Annotated in this window: 21 protein-coding genes; 14 read left to right on the top strand and 7 right to left on the bottom strand. The window is 67.9% G+C overall.

Going from position 1 to position 22,472, the window contains the following annotated elements; translation table 11 throughout:
- Positions 1-13 precede the first annotated feature (13 nt).
- From ACZYZ3_RS04885 to ACZYZ3_RS04895, 3 genes are all read left to right on the top strand, one after another.
- Entirely contained in the window at positions 14-925 is a 912-nt protein-coding gene (locus ACZYZ3_RS04885; RefSeq protein ID WP_463962704.1) for a universal stress protein, read from the top strand.
- Positions 922-2,445 carry an APC family permease gene (locus ACZYZ3_RS04890; RefSeq protein WP_463962705.1) on the top strand — a complete coding sequence of 508 codons (1,524 nt, stop codon included), beginning with the start codon at positions 922-924 and terminating at the stop codon, positions 2,443-2,445. The genes ACZYZ3_RS04885 and ACZYZ3_RS04890 overlap by 4 nt, the downstream gene beginning before the upstream one ends.
- Before the next feature lie 114 nt (positions 2,446-2,559).
- Positions 2,560-3,042 carry a pyridoxamine 5'-phosphate oxidase family protein gene (locus tag ACZYZ3_RS04895; RefSeq protein WP_463962706.1) on the top strand — a complete coding sequence of 161 codons (483 nt, stop codon included), beginning with the start codon at positions 2,560-2,562 and terminating at the stop codon, positions 3,040-3,042.
- 89 nt (positions 3,043-3,131) lie between these two features.
- Here ACZYZ3_RS04895 and ACZYZ3_RS04900 read toward each other — a convergent pair whose 3' ends face one another.
- Positions 3,132-3,764, bottom strand: coding sequence for a hypothetical protein (locus ACZYZ3_RS04900; protein ID WP_463962707.1), 633 nt, complete (start codon positions 3,762-3,764; stop codon positions 3,132-3,134).
- 157 nt (positions 3,765-3,921) lie between these two features.
- Here ACZYZ3_RS04900 and ACZYZ3_RS04905 point away from each other — a divergent pair, with 157 nt between their 5' ends.
- Positions 3,922-4,305 carry a VOC family protein gene (locus ACZYZ3_RS04905; protein WP_463962708.1) on the top strand — a complete coding sequence of 128 codons (384 nt, stop codon included), beginning with the start codon at positions 3,922-3,924 and terminating at the stop codon, positions 4,303-4,305.
- 50 nt (positions 4,306-4,355) lie between these two features.
- Here the strand turns inward: ACZYZ3_RS04905 and ACZYZ3_RS04910 are convergent, their stop codons facing one another.
- Positions 4,356-4,760 (bottom strand): DUF5997 family protein, encoded by a 405-nt coding sequence (locus tag ACZYZ3_RS04910; protein WP_463962709.1) that lies wholly within the window; start codon positions 4,758-4,760, stop codon positions 4,356-4,358.
- 78 nt (positions 4,761-4,838) lie between these two features.
- On the opposite strand from ACZYZ3_RS04910, the gene ACZYZ3_RS04915 reads away from it, so the two are divergent.
- Positions 4,839-5,591: a LysR family substrate-binding domain-containing protein gene (locus ACZYZ3_RS04915; protein WP_463962710.1), complete on the top strand. Its 753-nt coding sequence runs from the start codon at positions 4,839-4,841 to the stop codon at positions 5,589-5,591.
- Between the two features lie 22 nt (positions 5,592-5,613).
- On the opposite strand, the gene ACZYZ3_RS04920 is transcribed toward ACZYZ3_RS04915, so the two are convergent.
- Positions 5,614-5,949, bottom strand: a complete 336-nt coding sequence (locus ACZYZ3_RS04920) for a hypothetical protein (protein ID WP_463962711.1) — start codon at positions 5,947-5,949, stop codon at positions 5,614-5,616.
- A gap of 202 nt (positions 5,950-6,151) precedes the next feature.
- On the bottom strand, positions 6,152-8,119 hold the full coding sequence (locus ACZYZ3_RS04925; protein ID WP_463962712.1) for a pectate lyase-like domain-containing protein: 1,968 nt from the start codon (positions 8,117-8,119) through the stop codon (positions 6,152-6,154).
- A 312-nt stretch (positions 8,120-8,431) separates the two neighbouring features.
- Between ACZYZ3_RS04925 and ACZYZ3_RS04930 the strand changes: the two genes are divergently transcribed.
- The 6 genes from ACZYZ3_RS04930 to ACZYZ3_RS04955 all read left to right on the top strand — a co-directional run bounded on the left by ACZYZ3_RS04930 (position 8,432) and on the right by ACZYZ3_RS04955 (position 15,101).
- Positions 8,432-9,724 (top strand): ABC transporter substrate-binding protein, encoded by a 1,293-nt coding sequence (locus tag ACZYZ3_RS04930; protein WP_463962713.1) that lies wholly within the window; start codon positions 8,432-8,434, stop codon positions 9,722-9,724.
- 3 nt (positions 9,725-9,727) lie between these two features.
- The gene (locus ACZYZ3_RS04935) at positions 9,728-10,723 is read left to right on the top strand and encodes a carbohydrate ABC transporter permease (RefSeq protein WP_463962714.1); all 996 of its coding nucleotides are present in this window, start codon (positions 9,728-9,730) and stop codon (positions 10,721-10,723) included.
- Positions 10,720-11,634 carry a carbohydrate ABC transporter permease gene (locus ACZYZ3_RS04940; RefSeq protein ID WP_463962715.1) on the top strand — a complete coding sequence of 305 codons (915 nt, stop codon included), beginning with the start codon at positions 10,720-10,722 and terminating at the stop codon, positions 11,632-11,634. The genes ACZYZ3_RS04935 and ACZYZ3_RS04940 overlap by 4 nt, the downstream gene beginning before the upstream one ends.
- Positions 11,631-13,106 carry a glycoside hydrolase family 1 protein gene (locus ACZYZ3_RS04945; RefSeq protein WP_463962716.1) on the top strand — a complete coding sequence of 492 codons (1,476 nt, stop codon included), beginning with the start codon at positions 11,631-11,633 and terminating at the stop codon, positions 13,104-13,106. Before ACZYZ3_RS04940 ends, ACZYZ3_RS04945 begins: the two co-directional genes overlap by 4 nt.
- A 25-nt stretch (positions 13,107-13,131) precedes the next feature.
- Positions 13,132-14,190, top strand: coding sequence for a LacI family DNA-binding transcriptional regulator (locus tag ACZYZ3_RS04950; protein ID WP_463962717.1), 1,059 nt, complete (start codon positions 13,132-13,134; stop codon positions 14,188-14,190).
- Positions 14,191-14,417: 227 nt separating this feature from the next.
- Entirely contained in the window at positions 14,418-15,101 is a 684-nt protein-coding gene (locus tag ACZYZ3_RS04955; RefSeq protein WP_463962718.1) for a GntR family transcriptional regulator, read from the top strand.
- A 1-nt stretch (position 15,102) separates the two neighbouring features.
- On the opposite strand, the gene ACZYZ3_RS04960 is transcribed toward ACZYZ3_RS04955, so the two are convergent.
- The 3 genes from ACZYZ3_RS04960 to ACZYZ3_RS04970 form a co-directional block, all read right to left on the bottom strand.
- Positions 15,103-15,930: a putative hydro-lyase gene (locus ACZYZ3_RS04960; RefSeq protein ID WP_463962719.1), complete on the bottom strand. Its 828-nt coding sequence runs from the start codon at positions 15,928-15,930 to the stop codon at positions 15,103-15,105.
- A gap of 5 nt (positions 15,931-15,935) precedes the next feature.
- Entirely contained in the window at positions 15,936-17,153 is a 1,218-nt protein-coding gene (locus ACZYZ3_RS04965) for an NRAMP family divalent metal transporter (protein WP_463962720.1), read from the bottom strand.
- Positions 17,154-17,309: 156 nt separating this feature from the next.
- On the bottom strand, positions 17,310-18,053 hold the full coding sequence (locus ACZYZ3_RS04970) for a GntR family transcriptional regulator (protein WP_463962721.1): 744 nt from the start codon (positions 18,051-18,053) through the stop codon (positions 17,310-17,312).
- A gap of 107 nt (positions 18,054-18,160) precedes the next feature.
- Between ACZYZ3_RS04970 and ACZYZ3_RS04975 the strand changes: the two genes are divergently transcribed.
- Genes ACZYZ3_RS04975 through ACZYZ3_RS04985 form a run of 3 tightly spaced genes read left to right on the top strand, consistent with a single transcriptional unit; the run spans position 18,161 to position 22,446 of the window.
- The gene (locus ACZYZ3_RS04975; RefSeq protein ID WP_463962722.1) at positions 18,161-18,925 is read left to right on the top strand and encodes a LamB/YcsF family protein; all 765 of its coding nucleotides are present in this window, start codon (positions 18,161-18,163) and stop codon (positions 18,923-18,925) included.
- A gap of 45 nt (positions 18,926-18,970) precedes the next feature.
- Positions 18,971-20,674 carry a 5-oxoprolinase subunit B/C family protein gene (locus ACZYZ3_RS04980; protein ID WP_463962723.1) on the top strand — a complete coding sequence of 568 codons (1,704 nt, stop codon included), beginning with the start codon at positions 18,971-18,973 and terminating at the stop codon, positions 20,672-20,674.
- Complete coding sequence (locus tag ACZYZ3_RS04985; RefSeq protein ID WP_463962724.1) at positions 20,674-22,446, top strand: acetyl/propionyl/methylcrotonyl-CoA carboxylase subunit alpha; 1,773 nt, start codon at positions 20,674-20,676, stop codon at positions 22,444-22,446. Before ACZYZ3_RS04980 ends, ACZYZ3_RS04985 begins: the two co-directional genes overlap by 1 nt.
- The last annotated feature ends 26 nt before the right edge of the window (positions 22,447-22,472 follow it).

Consider the following 22,472-nt stretch of genomic DNA (forward strand, 5'->3'; position numbering starts at 1 on the left):
AAGGATCGGCCAGATGCGTTACGTAGTGGGGTATTCAGCCAATGCCAGAGGCCACGATGCCGTCAATCTGGCCGTATCGCTGGCACGCGGCCGCGGTGCCAGCCTGGATCTCGTCCTGGTGGTGCCAGAAGTCCAGCAGTTCGGTGCGGCCCATGCGCCCAAGGCAGGCTTCGAGAACCTTCTGAACGAGCAGGCCCGCCAATGGCTCGACGAGGCCCTCGCCCTCGTCCCGTCCGACGTTCCGGCGCAGGCGCACATCCGCAGCGGCGACTCCGATGCCCAGACGCTGATCGACGCGGCCGAGGAACTCGGCGCGGATGTCCTGGTCATCGGGGCCACGCGCACCGGCCTGTTCAAGCGCTTCAGCATCGGTTCGGTGGCCAGCGCGCTCCTTCACGCGTCCACGGTCCCGGTGGCCCTGGCACCTCACGGCTACTACCGCCAGGAGGCCCTGACCCGGATCAGCTGCGGACTCGGCACCCGGGCGGGAGCAGAGAAGCTGCTCGATTTCGCCATCGGCATGGCGGCGAACCGGGCCGTCCCGTTGCGCGTGGTATCGCTGCTCGCGCTCGACGGCGGCGACTCAACCGCCGCTGCGGCCGCCCGCGAGTACGCGGAGAAGACCGTCGCGGCAGCCGCGCCGGTCAGCCCGTCGGGCGTCCAGCTGGCGGCCAAGACGGACGTCGTCGTCGCGCAGGGCCGGAGCATCGAAGAGGCCGTGGACGGCCTCGACTGGGAAGACGGCGAGGTCCTGGTCATCGGATCGAGCCGCCTGGCCCAGGGCCGCGCCATCTTCCTGGGCAGCACCGCCAACCGGATCCTCCGGGCCCTGCCCGTACCGATGCTCGTGGTGCCCAGCGGCTACGAACTCAAGCACCAGAACCACCCAACGTCGAATGACACGTCCGGAGAGGCACCTCAATGAGCACCGAACACGCCGCGGCCAAGACCTCGCACGACACCCACGCAGGACTGAGCGCCAAGGGCCTCAAAGCCGGATCGGTAGGCCTGATCGGCGCCGTCGTCATCGGTGTGTCCTGTATTGCCCCGGCGTACACACTGACCGCGGCCCTGGGCCCGACGGTCGCCGAAGTCGGCGTCCAGCTGCCCGCCATCTTCCTGGTTGGCTTCATCCCGATGCTGCTCGTCGCGTTCGGCTACCGGGAACTGAACAACGCCATGCCCGACGCCGGAACCTCCTTCACTTGGGCCTCGCGCGCTTTCGGGCCCTGGATCGGCTGGATGGGCGGCTGGGGACTGATCGCCGCGACGATCATTGTGTTGTCCAACCTGGCCGCCGTGGCCGTGGACTTCTTCTACCTCATGCTGGCCCAGCTGTTCGGCAATCCTGACCTGGCCGATCTGACCCTGAACCTGCCGCTGAACATCGCCACCACCCTGGTGTTCATTGCGCTGGCCTGCTGGATCTCCTACCGCGGCATGGAAACCACCAAGAGCGTGCAGTACGTGCTGGTCGCGTTCCAGCTCCTGGTTCTCGGCTGGTTCGCCGTCGCCGCTTTCAGCCACGTCGCCAACGGCACAGCTTTCGATGCCACCGCGATCACCCCCGAGTGGTTCAACCCGTTCGCCGTCGAATCCTTCTCGGCCTTCGCCGCCGGGGTCTCCCTCTCGATCTTCATCTACTGGGGCTGGGACGTCACCCTGACCATGAACGAGGAAACGCGCAACCCGGAGAAGACCCCGGGCCGCGCCGCCACCGTTACCGTGCTCGTCATCGTGATCATCTACATGACCGTCGCCCTGGCCACGCTGACGTACGCCGGCATCGGTGAGGAAGGCCTGGGGGCCGGAAACCCGGAAAACCAGGGCAGCATCTTCGCCGTCCTCGCCGGACCGGTCATGGGCCCGTTCGCCATCCTGATGTCCCTGTCCATTCTGAGCAGCTCGGCCGCGTCCCTGCAGTCGACGTTCGTCTCACCGGCCCGGACGCTGCTGGCGATGGGCCACTACAAGGCGCTGCCGACCAAGTTCGGCCGGATCAGCCCTACCTTCAAGTCGCCCAGCTACGCCACGATCGCGGCGGCCATCGCCGCGGCGGGGTTCTATGTGATCACCCGGACCACCTCCGAGAACGCGTTGTGGGACACCATCACCGCACTCGGCATGATGATCTGCTTCTACTACGGCATCACCGCCCTGGCCTGCGTCTGGTTCTTCCGGAGCGAGGCCTTCAGCGGGGCACAGGCATTCTTCTTCAAGTTCCTCGCCCCGCTCCTGGGCGGCGTCATCCTGCTGGTGATGTTCGTCAAGACCGCCTATGACTCCATGGATCCGGCATACGGTTCCGGATCATCCGTCGGCGGCATCGGCCTCGTGTTCGTCCTGGGCATGGGTGTGATCCTGCTGGGTGTGGTGCTCATGCTGGTCATGGCCAAGATCCGCCCGGAGTTCTTCAAGGGCAAGGTCCTGCCCACGCGGTCGTAGGCCTGCGCCGCACCACGCCGGGAAGGTCCTCCGTCCGGCAGCCACTGGAAAGTAAGCAAACTTACCAATAGGCTGGCGGGAGGGGGACCTTCCCCCGTGGAACGAGGGGACAGCATGCCGGACGCAGAAAACATCAGCAAAGTTACGGACATCATCAACGGTTCGCGGATCGGGATGTTCACCACCGTCAACGCGGAAGGCGCACTGGTCAGCCGGCCGCTCGCCGTCCAGGAGGTGAAGGACGACGGCGACATGTGGTTCTTTACCTCCGCCGCCACCTCCCAGGTGGCCCAGGTCCGGGCGCACCCGGGTGTCAATGTCTCCTTCGGCAAAGGCACGGAATGGGTGTCGGTGGCCGGAACGGCCGAAGTCGTCACCGACCGCCAGAAGATCCACGAGCTCTGGAACCAGATGGTCGAGGCCTGGTTCCCGGACGGCCCGGACACCCCGGAGGTGGTCCTGCTGCACGTCGATTCCGACTCCGCCGAATACTGGACCAGCCCGGGCGGAACCGCCGCGACGGTCCTGCAGTGGGTCAAGTCCAAGGTCACGCACAGCCGGATGAGCGTGGGCGAAAGCGGCACGGTCGACCTGTAGGCCCCGGTTTAACTCTGCGCCGTGAAAGACGCGACCTTGTTGGCCGCCTCCTCGGAGTCCGAGGCGATCAGCTGTTGCGGTGCACAGTGTCAGCCGTGGGCCGGATCCACCCTGGTCAATCCGGCGGGCCGGGGCGGGGTGCCCGAGCCGACACCGGCGGCCCGTTCGGCGTCGGCGAGGGCCTGTTCCAGCCGGTCCACCGCCGGGCCATAAGCGGCCTCCGTCCCGCCACGGAGCTGTTCCGCGGCCTTCATCGCCCGGATCAGGGCGGCCGTCTCCGGCTGCCGCGGGTCGCTCATCGCGGGGTAGTCGATGCCGTGCGCGGGGTCCAGTTCGTAGCGCTGCCACCGGGCCAGGGCGAGGCGGTGCCGGGCCGCAGCCGCCTCGTTGCTGGCCGCAATATCCCGGGAGGCCCGGCGGGCCCCGCGCCGGCTGAGGACCCTGGGAGTCCAGAAGTAGGAGCAGGCGGCAGCGGCCACGGCGAGAATCCCGAGCAGCAGTCCGGCCCACGGTGCCGCCAGAGCGGGGAGGACCACGGCCGGCGCCACGATGGCGAGTCCGGCAAAGACGTCCCAGAACACGGCATCGGGCAGGCCATCGCTGGCATCGGCCACATGCTTGCGGATGAGATAGACCGAGGCTCCGGACGCGCACACAACGATGACTGCCAGGGCCAACAAGTGCCAGAGCGCGAAGGGGGCGGACTCGAACAGGGACGGCATTCCAACACCTCCAGGGATCCGGCCCGGACGGGCGCGGTTCCGCTGATTCCATTGGAATCCATTGGAGGCGGGCCGTCAATGGCCGCGGAGCTGTGCGGGAGCCCGGCGCCTTGCGTCCGGTTCACAGCGAGGCCCGTCCCGGCGTAGCCTAGGGCCCATGCGACTGAAAATGTGCAGTATCCACGTCAAGGACCCCGCCGCCGCTTTCGAGTTCTACACCGGAATCCTGGGCTTTGAGAGCCTCCTGGCCATGCCCGAGCACAACCTGTACATCGTGAAGGACCCGGCCGGGACCGGCGGTGGAACAGTCGGGCTCCTGCTGGAGCCCAGCGACAACCCGATCGGGGCCACCTACATGAACGGATGCCACGACGCCGGGCTGCCCGCGGTCGTCTTCGGAGTGACCGATGTCCAGGCCGAGTACAAGCGGCTCACGGCCAAGGGCGTGATATTCCAGGCCGAACCTTCCGTTGGTCCCGGCGGCACCACAGCGGTGTTCGACGACGGGTGCGGCAACTTCGTCCAGCTCCACCAGGACTGAGCGGGACCGACCCCGCCGGGATCAGGGGCGTGTCCTGGAAGGCGGCCAGGCTACTCGGCCGCGGTGCGTGCCTGCTTGGCGTCCTTCTTCGCAGCCTCGTCCTTGACCCGCTGGGCCTCGGCGCGGACGGCAGCGTGGGTGGAACGTTCGGCGACCAGCCACGCCGGGGGAGCCTGCAGCAGCGCGGTGATTTCCGCCGTCGTCAGCGCTTCCTCAACGCCGCCGCGGGACAGGCCGCTGATGGAGACGTTGAGCTTCTGCGCGACCACCGGGCGGGGGTGCGGGCCGTTGCGGCGCAGTTCGGCGAGCCACTCCGGCGGGTTGGCCTGGAGCTCGGCGAAATCGGCGCGGGTGATGACCGAATCCTGGAACTCCTGGGGTGTTGCGGGCAGGTAGATGCCAAGCTTCTTGGCAACGGTGGCCGGCTTCATGGACTGGGAGTTTGCAGAGGTCATGCTTCAAGGGTATCCGGCCAGAGGCTGGCTGGGCACCGGCACTGACCACCGCGCCAGCCCGGACGGTACTGTGAACATGTGTCCGCAGCAGAAGAAACACCCCAGACCCCCGACGAAACCGCCGCCGTCCCGGCCGAAGATGCAGTGCGGGAGCTGCGGTTTGCCTACGTCGCCGGCGTGACGCCGGGCAAGTGGACCCGGCGCTGGGAAGAGCGGATGCCCGATGTGCCGCTGCGCTCCTTTATGTCCGCGGAGGGCGCCCAGCTCACCGTGCTGCGCGACGGTTCCGCGGACCTGAGCTTTGTCCGGCTGCCGGTGGACCGCGAAGGCCTCAGCGTCATCCCCCTGTATGAGGAACAACCCGTGGTGGTGGCACCCAAGGGGCACGAGATCTCCGTGTTCGAGGAGGTGGCCTTCGCAGACCTGTCCAACGAGACGTTCCTGGACGTCGCCGAACTCGGCGGGCCGGAGATGGCCCTGCAGGTGGTGGCCTCCGGTGCCGGCCTGGCGATCCTGCCGATGTCCGTGGCCCGCCACTTCAACGTTAAAGGCACCGTGGCGCGCCAGCTCACCGGGGCCCCAATGACGGAGATCGCCGTGGCATGGCCCAGCGACAGCACGGACGAGGTGATAGAGGAGTTCATCGGGATTGTCCGCGGCCGGACTGCCGCGAGCTCCCGCCAGCCCTCCGCCCAGCAGGACAAGCCCAAAAAGGAACCGAAACCGGACCGGCGCGGTCCCGCCGTCAAGAAGCCCAAGGTGGCGCAGCGCTACGCGCCCAACCCCGACAAGGGCCGCGGCAAGGGATCGCGGAAAAAGGGCAAGCGCTAGGACGCTGCCTGACCCGGAAGAGCTACCTAATGCAGGCGTCCTGCAGGGCCTTGACGGAATCGGCCGGGACCTGATCGCCTGAGTCGGCGATCTGGCGCACCGGGGTGGTGATCTCGGCGGGAACACCTGCGGCCTCGGCACCGGCGACCAGGCCGCCCAGCAGTTCCTTGTCCTGGACACTGACCAGGCCGTCCTCGACGAGCGTGCAGGCCTGCTTCTTCACTTCACTGCCGGTTGCCGTAGCAACCTGGGAGGCGCCGTCGCTGACGGCCTTGTTTGCGGCGTCCTGCACCTGGCCGCAGCCCGTCAGGGCGATCATGAGGGTGGCGGCGGACAGGGCTGCGAGGCGGAGTTTCATGCCTCCACCCTAACAAGCGCTCCTGAGCGGACGCCTGGCCGCCTCACGCCGGTGGATCTAGCCAGCCGGCCGGAAGCGGAGTGCGGGTTCTGCCCTCACGACGCGGGAAATTCTCCAGGACGCGCCGAATTCCTGTCGACACCGCAGTTCCGGTATCGACAGGAATTCCCCGCCGCGCAGGACTCAATGCGCGTCGCCGGCGTCAGCCGGCGTTGTCACCGCCGAAGCTGGCGAGGTAGCTGGGTACCCCGACGGCGTCCGTCGAGACCGGTGCTCCGGTGTCGTTGATGACGTGGTCCAGGGTCCCCGCGCCGAGGTTCACGCTCAGCAGGCTGTGGAGCTTGACTCCGGGCGTGACCGGCACTTCGAAGCCCCGGGTGGCATGAATCGTGGGGTCGACGTTGTTGTAGACGTAGCTTCCCCCGCCCCAGAGTTCGTGGGTCTTGACCGAATCGGCGATCTTGAAGCCGGCCCAGCCCAGGACCCCGTCATGCTGCCAGGCAGCCTGGTTGGGCGCGTCGTAGGGCAGTTCGTTCTGGAAGAACACCGTCTTGCCGTGTTCGCCGTTCCAGATGACGTTGTACTGCTGGTAGTGCTCCACGAACAAGCCGGTGGCCGTCACGTGGTCGCCGTTGATGATAACGCCGTTGTCCCCCGTGTTGGTGGTCCAGCCGACGCCGTTGCCGTGGTCCGCCCGCCAGGCCCAGATGTGGTCCAGGAGCACGTTGTCGCTGTTGACTTCCAGGCTCACGGAGGCCTTGCCCACGTGCGGGCCGCCGATGCGGAAGAACACGTCGTGGAGGGTGGTGGGATTGGCCGGGTCGCTGCGGTTCAATGAGTTCGAAGCTCCATCGGCCTCAGGTTTCGTAGCCTTGCCAATTCGCATCAGCGCGGGCGAGTTCACTGCGCCGGCGTCCACCGTGACGGCAGCGATATCGACGCCTGGGACATCCGCGACGGTCAGCGGAACGGCGCCATTGACAGCGGTCAGGGTGGCCATGCCGAGCCCGAGCACGACCGTGTTGGCGCGCTTAACCTCAATGCTCTGGTCGATGTCGTACACCCCGGGGGTCAGCAGCAGGTTTTTGCCGCGAGCCAGCTGGGAGTTGATCATCTTGACTGAATCGCCGGGCCTGGCCACGTAGAAGTCGGACAGCGGAATGCTGCGGCCGGCCGTTGGGCCGTTTTCCCAGGTGGTGCCGGCGGCGTCCGTGCGGACCGCGGGAACGAAGACGCCGTACTGGCCTGCGGCGTCGAGGGTGAGGTAGGGCTTCTCCCGGCTCGCCGGGGTGCTGGCCAGGGTGGTGTACGGCGGATTCGGGAAGGACTGCGCCGGGGCGCCGTCGACGCCGGAGAAGACCTGGTTCCAGACCCCGTTGGACCAGTCGCCGATGCTGCTGTCACGCACGAAATACTGCTGCTGGGAACCGTTGATCACAGTGCCGGTCTTGGAGTCGGCAATGAACCCCCCGCTGGCATACTGCGGCCCGGCGGTGCAGTAGTCCATCAGGGACAGGTTGCCGCCGGTGACGTTGACCCGCCGCATGGGGGAGGCCTGCGAGGCAGCCCAGAAGTTGGCCGAACTCCGGCAGCCCTCGAGGCCGGTGACGTTGATGGTGAGGTTGGACAACGAGCGCCAAAAGTTGTTCAGGGCAATGCAGTTGTCCGCGGTCAGGCACCGGTTGTAGACGTCAACGTGCCCATTGATAGTGACGTCCGTGGGTGAGGCGCCCAGGCCCGCAACCTCCGTCGAATAGCCGACCTGGACGATGAGGGGCTCCTCGGCGCTGCCATAGGTGCCGGGTTTGAACAGCAGGGAGTACCGCTTGGACCCCATTTCGTCGTCCACCTGTTCGGCGGCAATGGAGTCGACCGTGGCCTGGATCTCGGCCACCGGCATGCTGGGGTCAAAAACCCGGACGTTAGGACCGAAATCCGGGACTCCCGCCTGTGGGACAGCCGGGGAAGCTGGCGCGGCGGCTTGGGGCGGAGCAGGGGCGGGGGTCTGGGGTGCGGCAGCCACCGAGGCGGCCGCCACTCCGCCCCCGGTACCGATAAGGCCGATGAGGAGGGCCGCAATGCCGGCGATGGACCGGACGCTGAGGCGCCGCGGCTGCGGAATCCCAGCCGGGACAGCCGCTGGTCCGGCGGGGAAGTGGGCTAGCGGCATTGCGAGTCCTGTTCTTTGGGGGGCGGGTTCGAGGCGTGCAGCGGGAAACGGCGGTCGATCTAACCTGGGTGACCGCAACTGTGGGAGCGCTCCCGCACTGGAGCGTAACACCGCACACGTCCATGAACAAGGGTCCGAGCCAGGGCTGGCACCCGTTCTTGACAACCGGATGTGAGGTAGGACACTATGGCTGTGAGAGCGCTCCCACACGGACCGCCCAGCCCGCCGCCCGATGGTGCGGCTGCCCCATCCGGCCACCGCGACTTCCCGGCGCTGTGGCACGAATGGAATTTTGACGAAGGAGTCTTCCCTGTGAAAAACCCCAGCAAGTTCTCTGCGCTGTCGGCCGCGGCCGCGTGCCTGGCCCTGTCGCTCACGGCCTGCGGATCCTCCGCCCCCGAGAAGCCCGGCGCCGAGGAAGCCACCGGTTCGAAGCCGGTGACACTGACCGTTGGCACGTTCAACGAGTTCGGCTACGAAAAACTCTTTGAAGAATATGAAATGTTGAACCCCAACGTCACGATCGAGCACAAGAAGGCGGCCACCACCAACGAAGCCCGCGACAACCTCACCACCCGGCTGGCAGCCGGGTCCGGATTGTCCGATATCGAAGGCGTTGAGGTCGACTGGCTGCCCGAGCTGCTGCAGTACCCCGACCGCTTCACCGACCTGAGCGACCCGGCTTTCGAAGGACGTTGGCTGGACTGGAAGACCGATGCCGCGAAGACGGCTGACGGCAAACTGCTGGGCTACGGCACGGATTCCGGGCCCGAGGCTGTCTGCTACAACGCCGAGCTACTCAAGAAGGCGGGCATGCCCACCGAGCGCGAGGCAGTTGCGAAGATGCTGGGCGGGACCTGGGACAGCTACTTCGAGGCCGGCAAGACATTCAAGGCCGCCAACCCGGGCGCGGCGTGGTTCGACTCCGCAGGAGCCATCTACCAGGGAATGAGCAACCAGCTCGAAAAGGCCTATGAGGAGGAAGGCGGAACCGTCATCGCGACGGACAACGAGAAGGTAAAAGACACATACAACCAGGTGCTGAAGGCCTCCACGGATGATGGACTCTCGGCCCACCTGGGCCAGTGGAGCGATGACTGGGCCGCCGGTTTCCAGACAGGCGCCTTCGCCACGACCCTCTGCCCGGGCTGGATGCTCGGGGTTATCGAGGGCAACGCAGCCGGAGTCACGGGCTGGGACGTAGCCAACGTTTTCCCCGGCGGCGGCGGAAACTGGGGCGGCTCCTACCTGACGGTCCCGACCCAGAGCGAAAACCAGGCCGAGGCCAGGAAGCTGGCCGGCTGGCTGACCGCCCCCGAGCAGCAGGTCAAGGCTTTCACCGCAAAGGGCACCTTCCCGAGCCAGAAGGCGGCACTGGAAAGCAGCGAGCTGCTGGGGAAGACCAACGCGTTCTTCAACGGAGCCCCCACCGGCAAGATCTTTGCCGAGCGGGCCAAGGCCGTTGAAGTGACGCCGTTCAAGGGCACCAAGTTCTTTGCCATCAACGACGCCATGCAGCAGGCCCTCACCCGTGTGGACGTCGACAAGACGGACGATGCGGCCTCCTCGTGGGAGAAGTTCGTCACTGCCGTGAAGTCCCTGTAAGCCATGACGGTTACGGACCAGGTCAAGCCCGGGAGCGCCGGTGCTGAGGCACCTCCGCCGGACGGCGGCGGCAGCGGTGTCCGGCGTCTGGCCTTCTCCCAGCAGGTCTCCAAATGGGACGTGAAACTCTCCCCCTACCTCTACATTTCCCCGTTCTTCCTGCTGTTTGGCGTCACGGGCCTCTTCCCGCTGCTGTACACGGGCTGGGTTTCGCTGCACAACTGGAACCTCATCGGCGGGCAGGGGAAGTTCACGGGCCTGGAGAATTATGCGTTCGTCCTGGCGCAGCCCTACTTCTGGAACGCCGTCGGCAACACCCTCAGCATCTTCCTCCTCTCCTCCGTGCCCCAGGTCATCATTGCCCTGGTGATCGCGGCGGTGCTGGACGCGAACCTGAGGGCCCGGACGTTCTGGCGGATGGGTGTCCTGGTTCCGTTCGTCGTCGCACCGGTGGCGGTGGGCCTGATTTTCAACAACCTCTTCGCGGACCAGTTCGGCCTCGTCAACGAGATGCTGAAAGCTATTGGCCTGGATCCGGTCCGATGGCATTCGGAGTCGCTCGCCAGCCACACGGCGATCGCCACCATGGTGAACTTCCGCTGGATCGGCTACAACGCCCTCATTTTCCTCGCAGCCATGCAGGCGATCCCGCGGGATGTGTTTGAAGCTGCCACGATCGACGGCGCCGGACGGCTGCGGCAGTTCTTCTCCGTCACCGTCCCCATGCTGCGGCCGACCGTGATCTTTGTGGTCATCACGTCCACGATCGGCGGACTGCAGATTTTCGACGAGGCGCGGGTCTTCGACCAGTCCGGGCTGGGCGGGGCGGACAGGCAGTGGCAGACGCTGACCATGTACATCTGGGAACTCGGCTGGGGCCAGCGGAACTTCGGCAGGGCCTCCGCCGTGGCGTGGCTGCTCTTTGTGATGATCGTTCTGATTGCCCTGCTCAACTTCGTCATCACCAAGCGCATCGCAAGCCAGGGAGGCCGCAAATGAGCTCTATCCCCATGATCGAACAGAGCGCCGGCAAGGGCGCCGCCCGGGCCGCGGCACGGCGGGGGCCCGGCGGAGGGCGCAAAAAGGGCTCCTCCAGCGTCCGCCGGCCCGGCTTCCTGACATACGGTTTCCTCGGCGCCGTCCTGCTCGCATCCCTTTTCCCCCTGTACTGGTCCTTCCTCGTCGGCAGCCACGACAACACGGTCCTGAGCCGCGGCATCCCGCTGCTGCCGGGCGGGAACTTCCTCGCCAACGCGGAGAAGGTCTTCGACAGCATCCCGTTCTGGAAGGCCATGGGCAACAGCCTCATCGTCTCCAGTGTGACGGCGGCATCCGTCGTGGTGTTCTCCACCCTCGCCGGGTTCGCCTTCGCGAAGCTCCGCTTCCGGGGGAGTAAGGGGCTGCTGGTTTTCGTTGTCGCAACCATGGCGGTCCCGACGCAGTTGGGCGTGGTCCCGCTGTTCATCGTGATGTCCAAACTGGGCTGGACCGGCTCCCTGTGGGCCGTCATCATTCCCGGGGTCGTCACGGCTTTCGGGGTGTTCTGGATGACCCAGTATCTCCGGGACGCCCTTCCGGACGAACTCATCGAGGCGGTGCGGATGGACGGCGCCTCGATGATCCAGGCCTTCTGGTACATCGGATTTCCGGCCGCCCGGCCCGCTGCCGCGATGCTGGCGCTGTTCACCTTCGTAGCCACCTGGACGAACTTCTTCTGGCCGTTCATCGTCCTCGACCCCTCCAACCCCACGCTGCCGGTGGCGCTGCAACTGCTGCAGGCCGCACACTTTGTGGACTACTCGGTGGTGCTGGCTGGTGCGGTCCTGGCCACCGTTCCACTGCTGCTGCTGTTTGTCGCTGCAGGCCGCCAGCTCGTTTCCGGAATTATGCAAGGAGCAGTAAAAGGATGACCACCACCCCGCTTTCATTTCCCGAAGGTTTTCTGTGGGGGGCCGCGACTGCTGCCTACCAGATTGAAGGGGCCGCCCACCTCGGCGGCAGGAAGGACTCAATCTGGGACACGTTCTGCCGGGTTCCAGGTGCGGTCGCCGACGGCCACAACGGCGACATCGCCTGCGACCACTACCATCGGAGCGCCCAGGATGTGGCCCTGATGAAGTCGCTGCACCTGAAGGCGTACCGGTTTTCGGTGTCATGGGCCCGCTGCATGCCGGACGGAAGGACGCCGAACCCTGAGGGGATCGCGTTCTACTCCCGTCTCGTGGATGAACTGCTGGCCGCAGGCATCACCCCCTGGCTGACGCTCTACCACTGGGACCTGCCGCAGGCACTGGAGGACGAAGGAGGCTGGACCAACCGGGAGACCGCCCGGCTTTTCGCCGAGTACGCCGCCGTGATGCACGAGGCGATCGGCGACCGCGTGCGGATTTGGACGACCCTCAATGAACCCTGGTGTTCGGCGTTCCTTGGCTACGCCGCCGGTGTCCACGCCCCGGGCCGGCAGGAACCGGCGGCCGCCCTTGCCGCAGCCCACCATCTGCTGCTCGGGCACGGGCTTGCCGTTGCCGAACTGCGCCGGCGAGACCCGGACGTACGCCTTGGAATCACCCTGAATCTCACGGTTGCGGATCCGGCTGACCCCGGCTCCGCGGACGACCGGGATGCGGCCCGCCGCATCGACGGCCTGCACAACCGGATCTTCCTGGATCCGCTCTTCCGCGGCGAGTACCCGGCCGACGTGCTGGACGATGTTGCCGGACTCGGTTTCGACGCGGTCGTGCAGGACGGTGACCTGGCCGTCATCTCGGCGGCCGTGGACCTGCTGGGTGTCAACTACTACCAGGGAGAGGCCCTCACCAGGGCGGCGTCCCCTGCCGTGCAGCCGGACCTCCCGGAAATCGTGACGACGACGGCGCAGGCGGCGCCGGAGTCCGCTGGCCGGCCCGCGGCGTCACCGTTCGTCGCCGCTGATGGTGTGCACTCGGTGCCGCGCGGGCTACCGGTGACCGGCATGGGCTGGGAGGTCCAGCCCGAAGGTCTCTTCCGGCTGCTGGTGCGGCTCCAGAGCGAATACACGGGCCCGGCTGGCATCCCGATCTACATGACGGAGAACGGCGCCGCCTATCCGGACGTTCCCGATGCCGACGGCTATGTTGACGACCAGGACCGGCTGGCCTATTTTGATGCCCACCTGCGCGCGGTGCGGGAGGCGATCGACGCCGGCGCGGACGTCCGCGGCTACTTGGCCTGGTCGCTGCTGGACAACTTCGAGTGGGCCTACGGCTACCACCAGCGGTTCGGGCTGGTCCGGGTGGACTACGAGACCCTGGAGCGGATCCCCAAGGCCAGTGGCCTTTGGTATGCGAAGGTGGCGGCATCGAACGCCATACCGGCCAGCAAGGTGGCCTCGCACGTGGGATGACCGGGGATGTCGTAGTCTCAAGGTGATGAGCGAACAGATCCACGGGGGTGTCCGGCCCGAACCGGCGAGGTCCAGCCCCACCCTTGAAGACCTCGCGAAGGCGGCGGGTGTGTCCCGCTCGACCGCCTCGCGGGCCATCAACGGCGGCTCCCGGGTCAGCCCCGAGGCCCAGGCAGCCGTCGCCGCCGCCGTCGTAGCCCTCGGCTATACGCCGAACCCTGCGGCGCGAAGCCTCGTCACCCGCCGAACCTCATCAATTGCCCTGGTCATCAACGAACCCGATGCCCGCGTCATGATGGACCCTTTCTTCGCTGCAGTGATCACCGGTGTGACGGAGGCGTTGCGCGAGACGGAAATGCAGTTGGTCCTGCTGATGTCCCGGGCCGGCGGCGACCCGTCGCGCACGGTCCGCTACCTGCGCGGCGGCCACGTCGACGGAGCCATTGTGGTCTCGCATCACAAAGCGGATGGCTGGACCGAGGAGCTCGCCGCGTCCGGTCTGCCCACCGTATTCATTGGACGGCCCTGGGATGCGGATCTCGGAATCCACTACGTTGACGTGGACAGCTTCCAGGGCGCCCGGCTGGCGGCGCTTCACCTTGCGGCAACCGGGCGCACCCGGCTCGGAACCGTCACCGGCCCGCTGGATATGACGGCCCCAGCGGACCGGCTCGCCGGCTGGAACGCGGGCCTCCGGGAAGCAGGGCTCCCGCCGGGACCGGCCGCCCACGGAGACTTCACAGCGGCCGGAGGCGCCAAGGCCACCGAAGAGCTGCTGGCCCAGGACGGCAGTCTGGACGGCATTTTTGCCGCGTCAGACCTGATGGCCCGTGGCGCGGTCACGGCCATCCGGGCCTCGGGGCGGGCGGTCCCCGGGGACGTCGCCGTCGTCGGGTTTGACGACCACGTGTCGGCTCCGGGTGAGCTGCCCCTGACCACGATCCATCAGCCGATGGTGGAAATGGCTACCGAGGCGGGCCGTCTCCTCCTCGCTGACATCTCGAACCCCGGGGCCGACCGGGATCCGGTGATCTACCCGGCGCGGCTGGTCGTCCGGGCCAGCAGCGGGCCGAAGGCCGGGTAAGCCCCGAAATCCCGGCGGCGAGGCGATCCGGGTTCCGGGGAGCGTCACGGACGCTGCGGAAATTTTTCCACGATGCGCCGAATTCCTTGCGCGCCGGTATGCCGGTATCGGCCGGAAATTACCGCAACACAGAACGGCAGGCGTGTCACAGGCGTCCCAGCACACCCTCTGTGCCGCCGGCGGCGCACCGGCGCGGGGAGGGCACGCTTCTTCGGTAGATTGGATCCATGCCGATGAATGCCGCCCTTGAAGGGATCTCCGCCGAGATCCAGGCCACTCACGCCCACACCGGATCGTGGGTGGCTGCTGTGCTGCGTTCGCGTATCTCGGCGGGCCAGATCGCCCCTGGAACGAAACTTTCCGAGCAGAAACTCTCCGAGGTCCTGGGCGTCTCACGGAATACGCTGCGGGAGGCTTTCACCGTCCTCGCCGGCGAGTCCGTGGTGCAGCGCATTCCCAACCGCGGCGTGTTCGTGTCCGCGCCGCAGGCCGAGGATGTCCGCGAAATCTACCGGGTCCGCCGGCTGATCGAGCCGGCGGCCGTGCTGTGGGGGGAGTACGGCGCAGAGACCCTGGATGCCCTTGATGCCATCATCGACGTGGCCCGCGCCGCCCTGGCTGCGGGGTCCGTGACGGAGATGGCCGATGCCAACCAGGACCTGCACAAGGCGCTGGTGGCGCTATCCGGGAGTGCGTCAGTGGCCGAACTTATGGACAAGGTCCTCGCCCAGATGCGGCTGGTCTTCCACGCCATGGCAACCACGGCGGACTTCCACAGCCACTACGTGGAACGCAACGCCGCCCTCGTGGCGCTGCTGCGCGCTGGCCGCAGGGAAGAGGCCGCGGCAGAGTTGCGCAGGTACCTGGACGTCGCCGAGCACGAACTCCTGGCGCACATCGGAGCCCAGTAGCCTAAGGCACCTGGTAGAAGATGTCGCGTGCGTCCGTGATGAGCATGTGGCCCGGGGAGTGGCCAATGGCCAGTGCCGGCCGTGACTCCATGACGGCCGCCTGCGGTGTCACCCCGCACGCCCAGAAGACAGGGACGTGCCCGTCCGGGATCCGGACCGGGTCCCCGAAGTCCGGCCGGCCCAGATCAGCGATGCCCAGTTCGGCGGGGTTGCCCACATGGACCGGGGCGCCGTGCACGGCCGGATAGCGGGAGGTGATGCGGACGGCGTCGGCCACCTGCGACGCCGGAACGGGACGCATGGAGACCACCAGCGGACCGGCCATTTGTCCGGCCGGTTCGCAGCGGACGGACGTGCGGTACATGGGCACGTTCACTCCCTGGTCGATATGGGCCACCCGGATGCCGTTGGCCTGGAGGGCGGATTCGAAGGTGAAGCTGCAGCCCACAATGAACGTCACGAGATCATCGCGCCAGTGGTCCGTGATGTCGGCTGGTTCGTCGACCTTCCGGCCCTCCCGGTACACCACGTACTTGGGCACATCGGTGCGGATATCCCCTCCGGCCAGCAGCGCACCGGAGGTCGCACCCGCGTCCAGCACGCCCAGGACAGGGCAGGGCTTGGGGTTGCGCTGCGCGAACAGCAGAACGTCGAAGGCCTGCGCCTTGGGGACAATGATCAGGTTGGCCTGTGCGTAGCCGCTGCTCCAGCCGGAGGTCGGCGTCACAAGACCGGAGCGGAACAGGGCCCGGGCCTCTGCCGGGAGCAGCCCTGCCGGGTTTCCGGGAGGGCCGACGGCGGACGGCACGGTCACCTCAGGAACAGTCACTGGTTCTAGGCCCACAGTTTGGCCAGGCTGGTCAGCGAGCTGTAGCCGAGGAACAGGGTCAGCAGCCAGGCCACAACGCCAATGACCAGCAGGCCCTTGGGGTAGACGTAGCCGTGCAGGAGGTCCCGGCGGCGCCAGGCCACCCAGAGCAGGACGCCGAAGCCGACCGGGAGGATGAGGCCGTTGAAGGCACCGGCGAAGATGAGGAGCTGCTGCGGGGCCTGGCCGATCAGCAGGTAGGCCACGGTGCAGAAACCGATGAAGCCGACGGTGATCAGGTTGCGGGTGCGATCTCTGGTGCTGGACTTCGTCACGAAGGAGACCGAGGTGTAAGCCGCACCGATCACGGAAGTGATGGAGGCAGCCCACAGGATGACACCGAAGACGCGCATGCCGATATCGCCTGCTGCGGCCTGGAACGCGGAGGCGGCCAGATTGCTGCCGGTCAGGGCCACGCCGCCGGCGACCACACCGAAGATGGCCAGGAAGAGCAGGATGCGCATGACGCAGGTGACCAGGATCCCGGCGATCGAGCTCTGCGTGATTTGTTTGACGTTTTCAACGCCGGTGACGCCGGTGTCCAACATGCGGTGGGCACCCGCGTACGTGATGTAGCCGCCGATCGTTCCGCCGATGAGGGTGGTGATGACCAGGAAGTCGACTTTCTCGGGCATGACGGTGTTCTTGAGGGCCTCACCCAGCGGCGGGGCGGAAACCACTGCCACGTACAGCGTCATCAGGATCATCAAGGCACCGAGAATCACCACGATCCGGTCGAGGGCCACCCCCGCCCGTTTGCTGAGGAAGATCAGGATCGCCAGCACAGCGGACACAGCCCCGCCGATTTTGGGATCCAGCCCCATCATGGCGTTGGTGCCGAGCCCGGTTCCGGCGATATTGCCAATGTTGAAGACGATCCCACCCATGAAGACGAGCGCGGCGAGGAACCATCCGACGCCGGGGAGGACCTTGTTGCCGAGCTCTTGGGCCCGCAGACCGGAGACGCCAATGATCCGCCAGACGTTGGCCTGCACGGCAATGTCGACCAGGATCGAGACCAGGATCGCGAAGGCGAAGGCGGCGCCGAGCTGGACGGTAAAGGCTGTGGTCTGGGTGATGAACCCCGGGCCGATGGCACTGGTAGCCATGAGGAACATGGCGCCCAGCAGGGCGGAACGCCGGGCGGCCGGTTTGAGGGCGGCCTTAACGGTGGTGGTTTCCATGGGGGTCCCAACAGTTGGGTGACTGGCGTCACAACGATTGTCTCCCGCAACTGTACAGACTGTTGAACAATCTGCGCAAGGAATTGTTCAACAATTCCTAGATCGCCGTACCGGGCCCCGGCGAACCGACAGGGGCCCCGGCGCGTCAATAATTGGTTAGTCGCCGTGGACCGCGCGCTGCTTCTCCTCCGAGTTATTCAGGTATGCCAGCAGCAGGTCCCCGGCACGGTCCAGCTGCCCCGCCTCCAGGGCCTTGCAGATTTCCTCGTTGTCGTCGAGGTAGCTGCGGTAAAAATGCGCATCCACGGTGGCCTTGTGAAAGAACAGCCGCATCTCGGCCAGCACCTGAGCCATGATCGTATTGAGGCGCCGACTCTCGGCCAGCGCCACGACGGCCCCATGGAAATGCTGGTTCGCGCTGCCGAGCGCTTCCTCGTCGTCCGCTGCCGCCGCGGCCCGGCCCTCCTCCACTGCCGCGCGGACCGCGGCCACCCGCTCCGGGCTTCCTCCGCCGCGGATCGCGCCGACTTCGATGAACCGGCGCACGGTGTAAACGTCATGGATCTCGCCCGGCCCCAGGGTTGCGACAAACATGCCCCGGTTGGGATGCCGGACGACCAGCCGCTCGGCCGCGAGCTCGGCAAAGGCCTCGCGGATCGTGTTGCGGGAAACGCCCAGCTCCTCGGAGATGGTTGATTCGGTCAGCCGTGCGCCCGGCAACAGCAGTCCTTCCGCCAGCTGCAGCCGCAGCTCGGCCGCGACCCGGTCCGCCACAGAGGGGGTGGCCACTCGCAGCCGGGCCGCCGGCCCCAGGGCCGCGCCCGCCGTGCCGGAGGCCTTGCTGCGTCCGGCGGGGGTGGAGCCGGGAATGCCGGGGAATCCTGATTCGGCGCTCGTCATAGATGCGAATCTACACGATCGTCACATCGTGGAATCGGAGAATTGTTGAACAATTCAGGGATTTGGTGCATCCTAGATGGAGGAACCCCATGAGACGAGGATCACAAATGGCAACCATCGACCTGAACAGCGACGTCGGCGAATCCTACGGACGCTGGAGCCTGGGAGATGACACTGCGATGTTCCGTTCGGTTTCCAGCGCGAACGTGGCCTGCGGATTCCATGCCGGCGACCCCAGCGTGATCCGGAAGACCTGCCGCGAGGCGGTGGCCGCCGGCGTCGTGATCGGCGCCCACGTCGGGTACCGCGACCTCGCAGGGTTCGGCCGCCGCTTCCTGGACATCGACCCGATCGAGCTCGCGGACGACGTCGTTTACCAGATCGGCGCGCTGCAGGCCCTGGCCGCCGCGGAAGGCGGCAAGGTCACCTACGTCAAGCCTCACGGCGGGCTCTACAACGCGATCGTGGCGCACACCGCGCAGGCGAGGGCCGTCGTCGACGCCGTTAAGTCCGTGGACCCGAACCTGCCCATCCTGGGCCTGCCGGGCTCCGAAGTGCTCCGCCTGGCCGAGGCCGCCGGCCTCCGTGCCGTGACCGAAGCCTTCGCGGACCGGGCTTACAACCCGGACGGCACCCTCGTCTCCCGCACCCTGCCCGGAGCCGTCCTGCACGACCATGTGGAGGTCACGGAGCATGTCCTCCGGATGGCGTCCGATTCTGCCGTCCGCACCGTTGACGGCTCCATCCTGAAGATCCGCGCAGAGAGCATCTGCGTGCACGGCGACTCCCCGGGAGCCGTCGCCATGGCCGCCGCAGTCCGCGCGGCTCTGACCGCCGCCGGCATCAGCACCGCAGCATTCGTCCACGCCTAAGCGGCGCGGACCACCTCGAGGCATCGCCAACGATGAAGGCAGCTCATGATTGAGACAGCAGGGCAAACCCTGGCTATACAGAAGGTCCGCTCCGTGCGGGCGGTGGGAACCCGCGCGGTACTGGCCGAGCTCTCCGGAACCCAGGACGTGCTGGCACTGCAGGCGCTGCTCTTTGAGTGCCCGTTGCCGGGCCAGCTGGACGTCCTCGCCGCGGCCGAGACGGTGCTGGTCACCGCGGATTCGCCGGTGTCGGCCCGGCGGATCGCCGCGCGCCTGCTCCAGTTCGACCTCACCGCCCCCGCGCAGCGGGAGGGCGAGCTGGTGGTCATCGACACCGTGTACGACGGCGAGGACCTCGCCGAGGTGGGGGAGCTGACCGGCCTCGGAACCGACGGCGTGATCGCGGCCCACACCGGGCAGATCTGGACCGTGGCCTTCGCCGGCTTCGCCCCGGGCTTCGGCTACATGGTGGGCGAAAACCAGGTGCTTGAGGTGCCGCGGCGCAGTTCGCCGCGCACCGCCGTCCCCGCCGGTTCGGTGGCGCTGGCCGGGAACTATTCGGCCGTGTACCCGCGCCGGTCGCCCGGCGGCTGGCAGCTGATCGGCCGCACCGGCGCCGCCATGTGGGACCTGGGCCGGGAACAGCCCGCGCTGGCCGCCCCCGGCCACCAGGTCCGGTTCCGCGCGGTCCGCGACATCGTCACGCTGGCGCCGGAACACCCGGCCCAGGTTCCTGCCCCGGAGCTGGCGACCGGACTCCGGGTTGTCGCGCCGGGGCTGCAGAGCCTGATCCAGGACCTTGGCCGCCACGGCCACTCGGGCCTGGGCGTCTCCGCGGCCGGCGCGCTGGACCGGGCCTCGCTGCGCCGGGCCAACCGCCTGGTCGGGAACGCGCCGTCGGCGGCAGCGGTGGAGACCGTCGCCGGCGGGCTTACGGTGCAGGCCGTCGGGGATCAGGTCCTTGCCGTTGCCGGGGCGCCGTCGGAGCTGACCATCGAGTCGCCCTGCGACGCCGTCTCCGGCGATGTTGTTTCGGACGACGCCGACGGCTCCGACGGGGCCAGGTCCGGTCCGTCCCGGCGGACCGTCCCGATGGCCACCCCCTTCGCCCTGCTCGTCGGCGAAACCCTGAGCATCGGTCCCCCGGAGAGCGGCTTCCGCAGCTACCTCGCCGTCCGCGGCGGCGTCGACACCGCCCCGGTGCTCGGCAGCCGCTCCACCGACACGATGTCCGGGATCGGCCCGGCCCCGCTGGCCGCCGGCCAGCTCCTCGCCGCCGGCGGGGAGGCCGAATCCGGCGTCGTCGGCCACCCCGAACTGCAGCCGGAGTACCCGGGAACCGGCGTCACCGTGCTCGACGTCGTCCCCGGCCCCCGCGCCGACTGGTTCGATCAGGCGGCGCTGGACTCGTTCACGGCCCAGGACTGGGAAGTGAAACCGCAGTCCAACCGGGTGGGCATGCGCCTGCAGGGAACCCCGCTGCAGCGCACCCGCCGGGGCGAACTCGCCAGCGAGGGCACCGTCGCCGGCGCCCTGCAGGTCCCGCCGGAAGGACTCCCCGTGCTCTTCCTGGCCGACCACCCGATCACCGGAGGCTACCCGGTGATCGCCGTGGTGGTCGACTCCCAGCTGGACCGCGCCGGCCAGATCCCGATCGGCGGGAAGATCCGTTTCCGCTGGGCCGAATCCACCCTCGGCGGCACCGCCACCTCCGACCCCGTCACCCCCGAAGAAGAAGCGAGCTACTGATGCGCAAGGTCCTGATCGCCAACCGCGGTGAAATCGCCGTCCGGATCGCCCGGGCCTGCGACGACGCGCAGCTGGCCTCCGTCGCCGTCTACGCGGACATTGACGCCGACGCCTTGCACGTCTCCGCCGCGGATGAGGCCTACGCCCTGGGCGGCAACTCGCCCGCGGACACCTACCTCAACATCCCCAAGCTGCTCGCCGCCGCGGCCGACTCCGGCGCCGACGCCCTCCACCCCGGCTATGGCTTCCTGTCCGAGAACGCCGAATTCGCCCAGGCCGTCCTCGACGCCGGCCTCACCTGGATCGGGCCCACCCCGGACGCCATCCGGCTGCTCGGCAACAAAATCACCGCCCGCGAAACCGCCGTCCGCGCCGGCGCCCCGCTGGTCGCCGGCAGCGACGGCCCGGTGGACTCCGCCGCCGAGGCCCGCGCCTTCGCCGAAATGCACGGCCTGCCCATCGCCATCAAGGCGGCCTTCGGCGGCGGCGGCCGCGGCATGAAGGTGGTCCGCGCCCTCGACGAGGTCGAGGAAGCCTTCGACTCCGCCGTCCGCGAGGCCATCGCCGCCTTCGGCCGCGGCGAATGCTTCGTGGAGCGCTACCTCGACCGGCCGCGCCACGTCGAGGCGCAGGTCCTCGCGGACGCCCACGGCAACGTCGTCGTCGTCGGAACCCGCGACTGCTCCCTCCAGCGCCGGCACCAGAAGCTCGTGGAGGAGGCCCCCGCGCCGTTCCTCAGCGACGAACAGACCCGCCAGATCTACGACGCCGCCAAGGCGGTCTGCCGCGCGGCCGGCTACTCCGGCGCCGGCACGGTGGAATTCCTGGTCGCCGCGGACGGCACCGTGGCGTTCCTCGAGGTCAACACCCGGCTCCAGGTGGAGCACCCCATCACCGAGGAAACCACCGGGATCGATCTCGTGCAGGAGCAGTTCCGCATCGCCGCGGGGGAACCGCTGCGCATCACCGCGGACCCGGCGCCGCGCGGCCACTCCTTCGAATTCCGGCTCAACGCCGAGGACGTGGGGCGCGGTTTCCTGCCCTCGCCCGGCACCGTCGGGGAGTTCCACGGCCCCACCGGCCCCGGCATCCGGCTCGACACCGGCGTCCGCTCCGGCTCGTTCGTCCCGCCGCAGTTCGACTCGCTGCTGGCGAAACTGATCGTCACCGGCGCCGACCGGCAGCAGGCGCTGCGCCGCGCCCGCCGCGCCCTCGCCGAAATCAGCATCACCAGGGTGGCCACCGTGCTCCCGTTCCACCGCGCCGTGGTCGAATCCCCGGACTTCACCTCCGAAACCGGCCTCGGCATCCACACCCGCTGGATCGAGACCGACTTCGCGGACACCATCGCCGCCGACCCAGGCTTCAGCACCACCGCGCCCGACGGCGAACGCCGCACCGTCACCGTCGAGGTGGACGGCCGCCGGATGGCCGTCGGGCTGCCGGCGGATCTGCTGGACGGCTGGGCGCTGTCTACTCGGACTCTGTCCGGGGGCCCCCTGCTGCCCGCCGGGGTGTCCGTGGAAGGGGCGTCCGACGGCGGAGCTGCCGCCCCCCACCCCGGGGAACTGCGCGCCGGGATGGCCGGGACCGTGGTGAAGTGGCTCGTGGAACCGGGCGCCGAGGTCTCGGCGGGGGATCCCGTCGTCGTGCTGGAGGCGATGAAGATGGAAACCCAGGTCCCGGCCCACCGCGACGGCACCGTGTCCGGCCTCCGCGCGGAGGCCGGCGGCGTCGTTACTGCCGGCGCGGTGCTGGCACTGATCGGGTAGCCGCTGATTGCTGCGTGCCGGCCGGG

This window comes from Pseudarthrobacter linnaei (genome assembly GCF_055412825.1).

Excerpts from the sequence above, each read along its gene's own strand:
- ACZYZ3_RS04885 (WP_463962704.1), top strand. The coding sequence starts at position 14 with ATGCGTTACGTAGTGGGGTATTCAGCCAATGCCAGAGGCCACGATGCC.
- ACZYZ3_RS04890 (WP_463962705.1), top strand. The coding sequence starts at position 922 with ATGAGCACCGAACACGCCGCGGCCAAGACCTCGCACGACACCCACGCA.
- ACZYZ3_RS04895 (WP_463962706.1), top strand. The coding sequence starts at position 2,560 with ATGCCGGACGCAGAAAACATCAGCAAAGTTACGGACATCATCAACGGT.
- ACZYZ3_RS04900 (WP_463962707.1), bottom strand. The coding sequence starts at position 3,764 with ATGCCGTCCCTGTTCGAGTCCGCCCCCTTCGCGCTCTGGCACTTGTTG.
- ACZYZ3_RS04905 (WP_463962708.1), top strand. The coding sequence starts at position 3,922 with ATGCGACTGAAAATGTGCAGTATCCACGTCAAGGACCCCGCCGCCGCT.
- ACZYZ3_RS04910 (WP_463962709.1), bottom strand. The coding sequence starts at position 4,760 with ATGACCTCTGCAAACTCCCAGTCCATGAAGCCGGCCACCGTTGCCAAG.
- ACZYZ3_RS04920 (WP_463962711.1), bottom strand. The coding sequence starts at position 5,949 with ATGAAACTCCGCCTCGCAGCCCTGTCCGCCGCCACCCTCATGATCGCC.
- ACZYZ3_RS04925 (WP_463962712.1), bottom strand. The coding sequence starts at position 8,119 with ATGCCGCTAGCCCACTTCCCCGCCGGACCAGCGGCTGTCCCGGCTGGG.
- ACZYZ3_RS04935 (WP_463962714.1), top strand. The coding sequence starts at position 9,728 with ATGACGGTTACGGACCAGGTCAAGCCCGGGAGCGCCGGTGCTGAGGCA.
- ACZYZ3_RS04940 (WP_463962715.1), top strand. The coding sequence starts at position 10,720 with ATGAGCTCTATCCCCATGATCGAACAGAGCGCCGGCAAGGGCGCCGCC.
- ACZYZ3_RS04945 (WP_463962716.1), top strand. The coding sequence starts at position 11,631 with ATGACCACCACCCCGCTTTCATTTCCCGAAGGTTTTCTGTGGGGGGCC.
- ACZYZ3_RS04950 (WP_463962717.1), top strand. The coding sequence starts at position 13,132 with ATGAGCGAACAGATCCACGGGGGTGTCCGGCCCGAACCGGCGAGGTCC.
- ACZYZ3_RS04955 (WP_463962718.1), top strand. The coding sequence starts at position 14,418 with ATGCCGATGAATGCCGCCCTTGAAGGGATCTCCGCCGAGATCCAGGCC.
- ACZYZ3_RS04965 (WP_463962720.1), bottom strand. The coding sequence starts at position 17,153 with ATGGAAACCACCACCGTTAAGGCCGCCCTCAAACCGGCCGCCCGGCGT.
- ACZYZ3_RS04970 (WP_463962721.1), bottom strand. The coding sequence starts at position 18,053 with ATGACGAGCGCCGAATCAGGATTCCCCGGCATTCCCGGCTCCACCCCC.
- ACZYZ3_RS04975 (WP_463962722.1), top strand. The coding sequence starts at position 18,161 with ATGGCAACCATCGACCTGAACAGCGACGTCGGCGAATCCTACGGACGC.
- ACZYZ3_RS04980 (WP_463962723.1), top strand. The coding sequence starts at position 18,971 with ATGATTGAGACAGCAGGGCAAACCCTGGCTATACAGAAGGTCCGCTCC.
- ACZYZ3_RS04985 (WP_463962724.1), top strand. The coding sequence starts at position 20,674 with ATGCGCAAGGTCCTGATCGCCAACCGCGGTGAAATCGCCGTCCGGATC.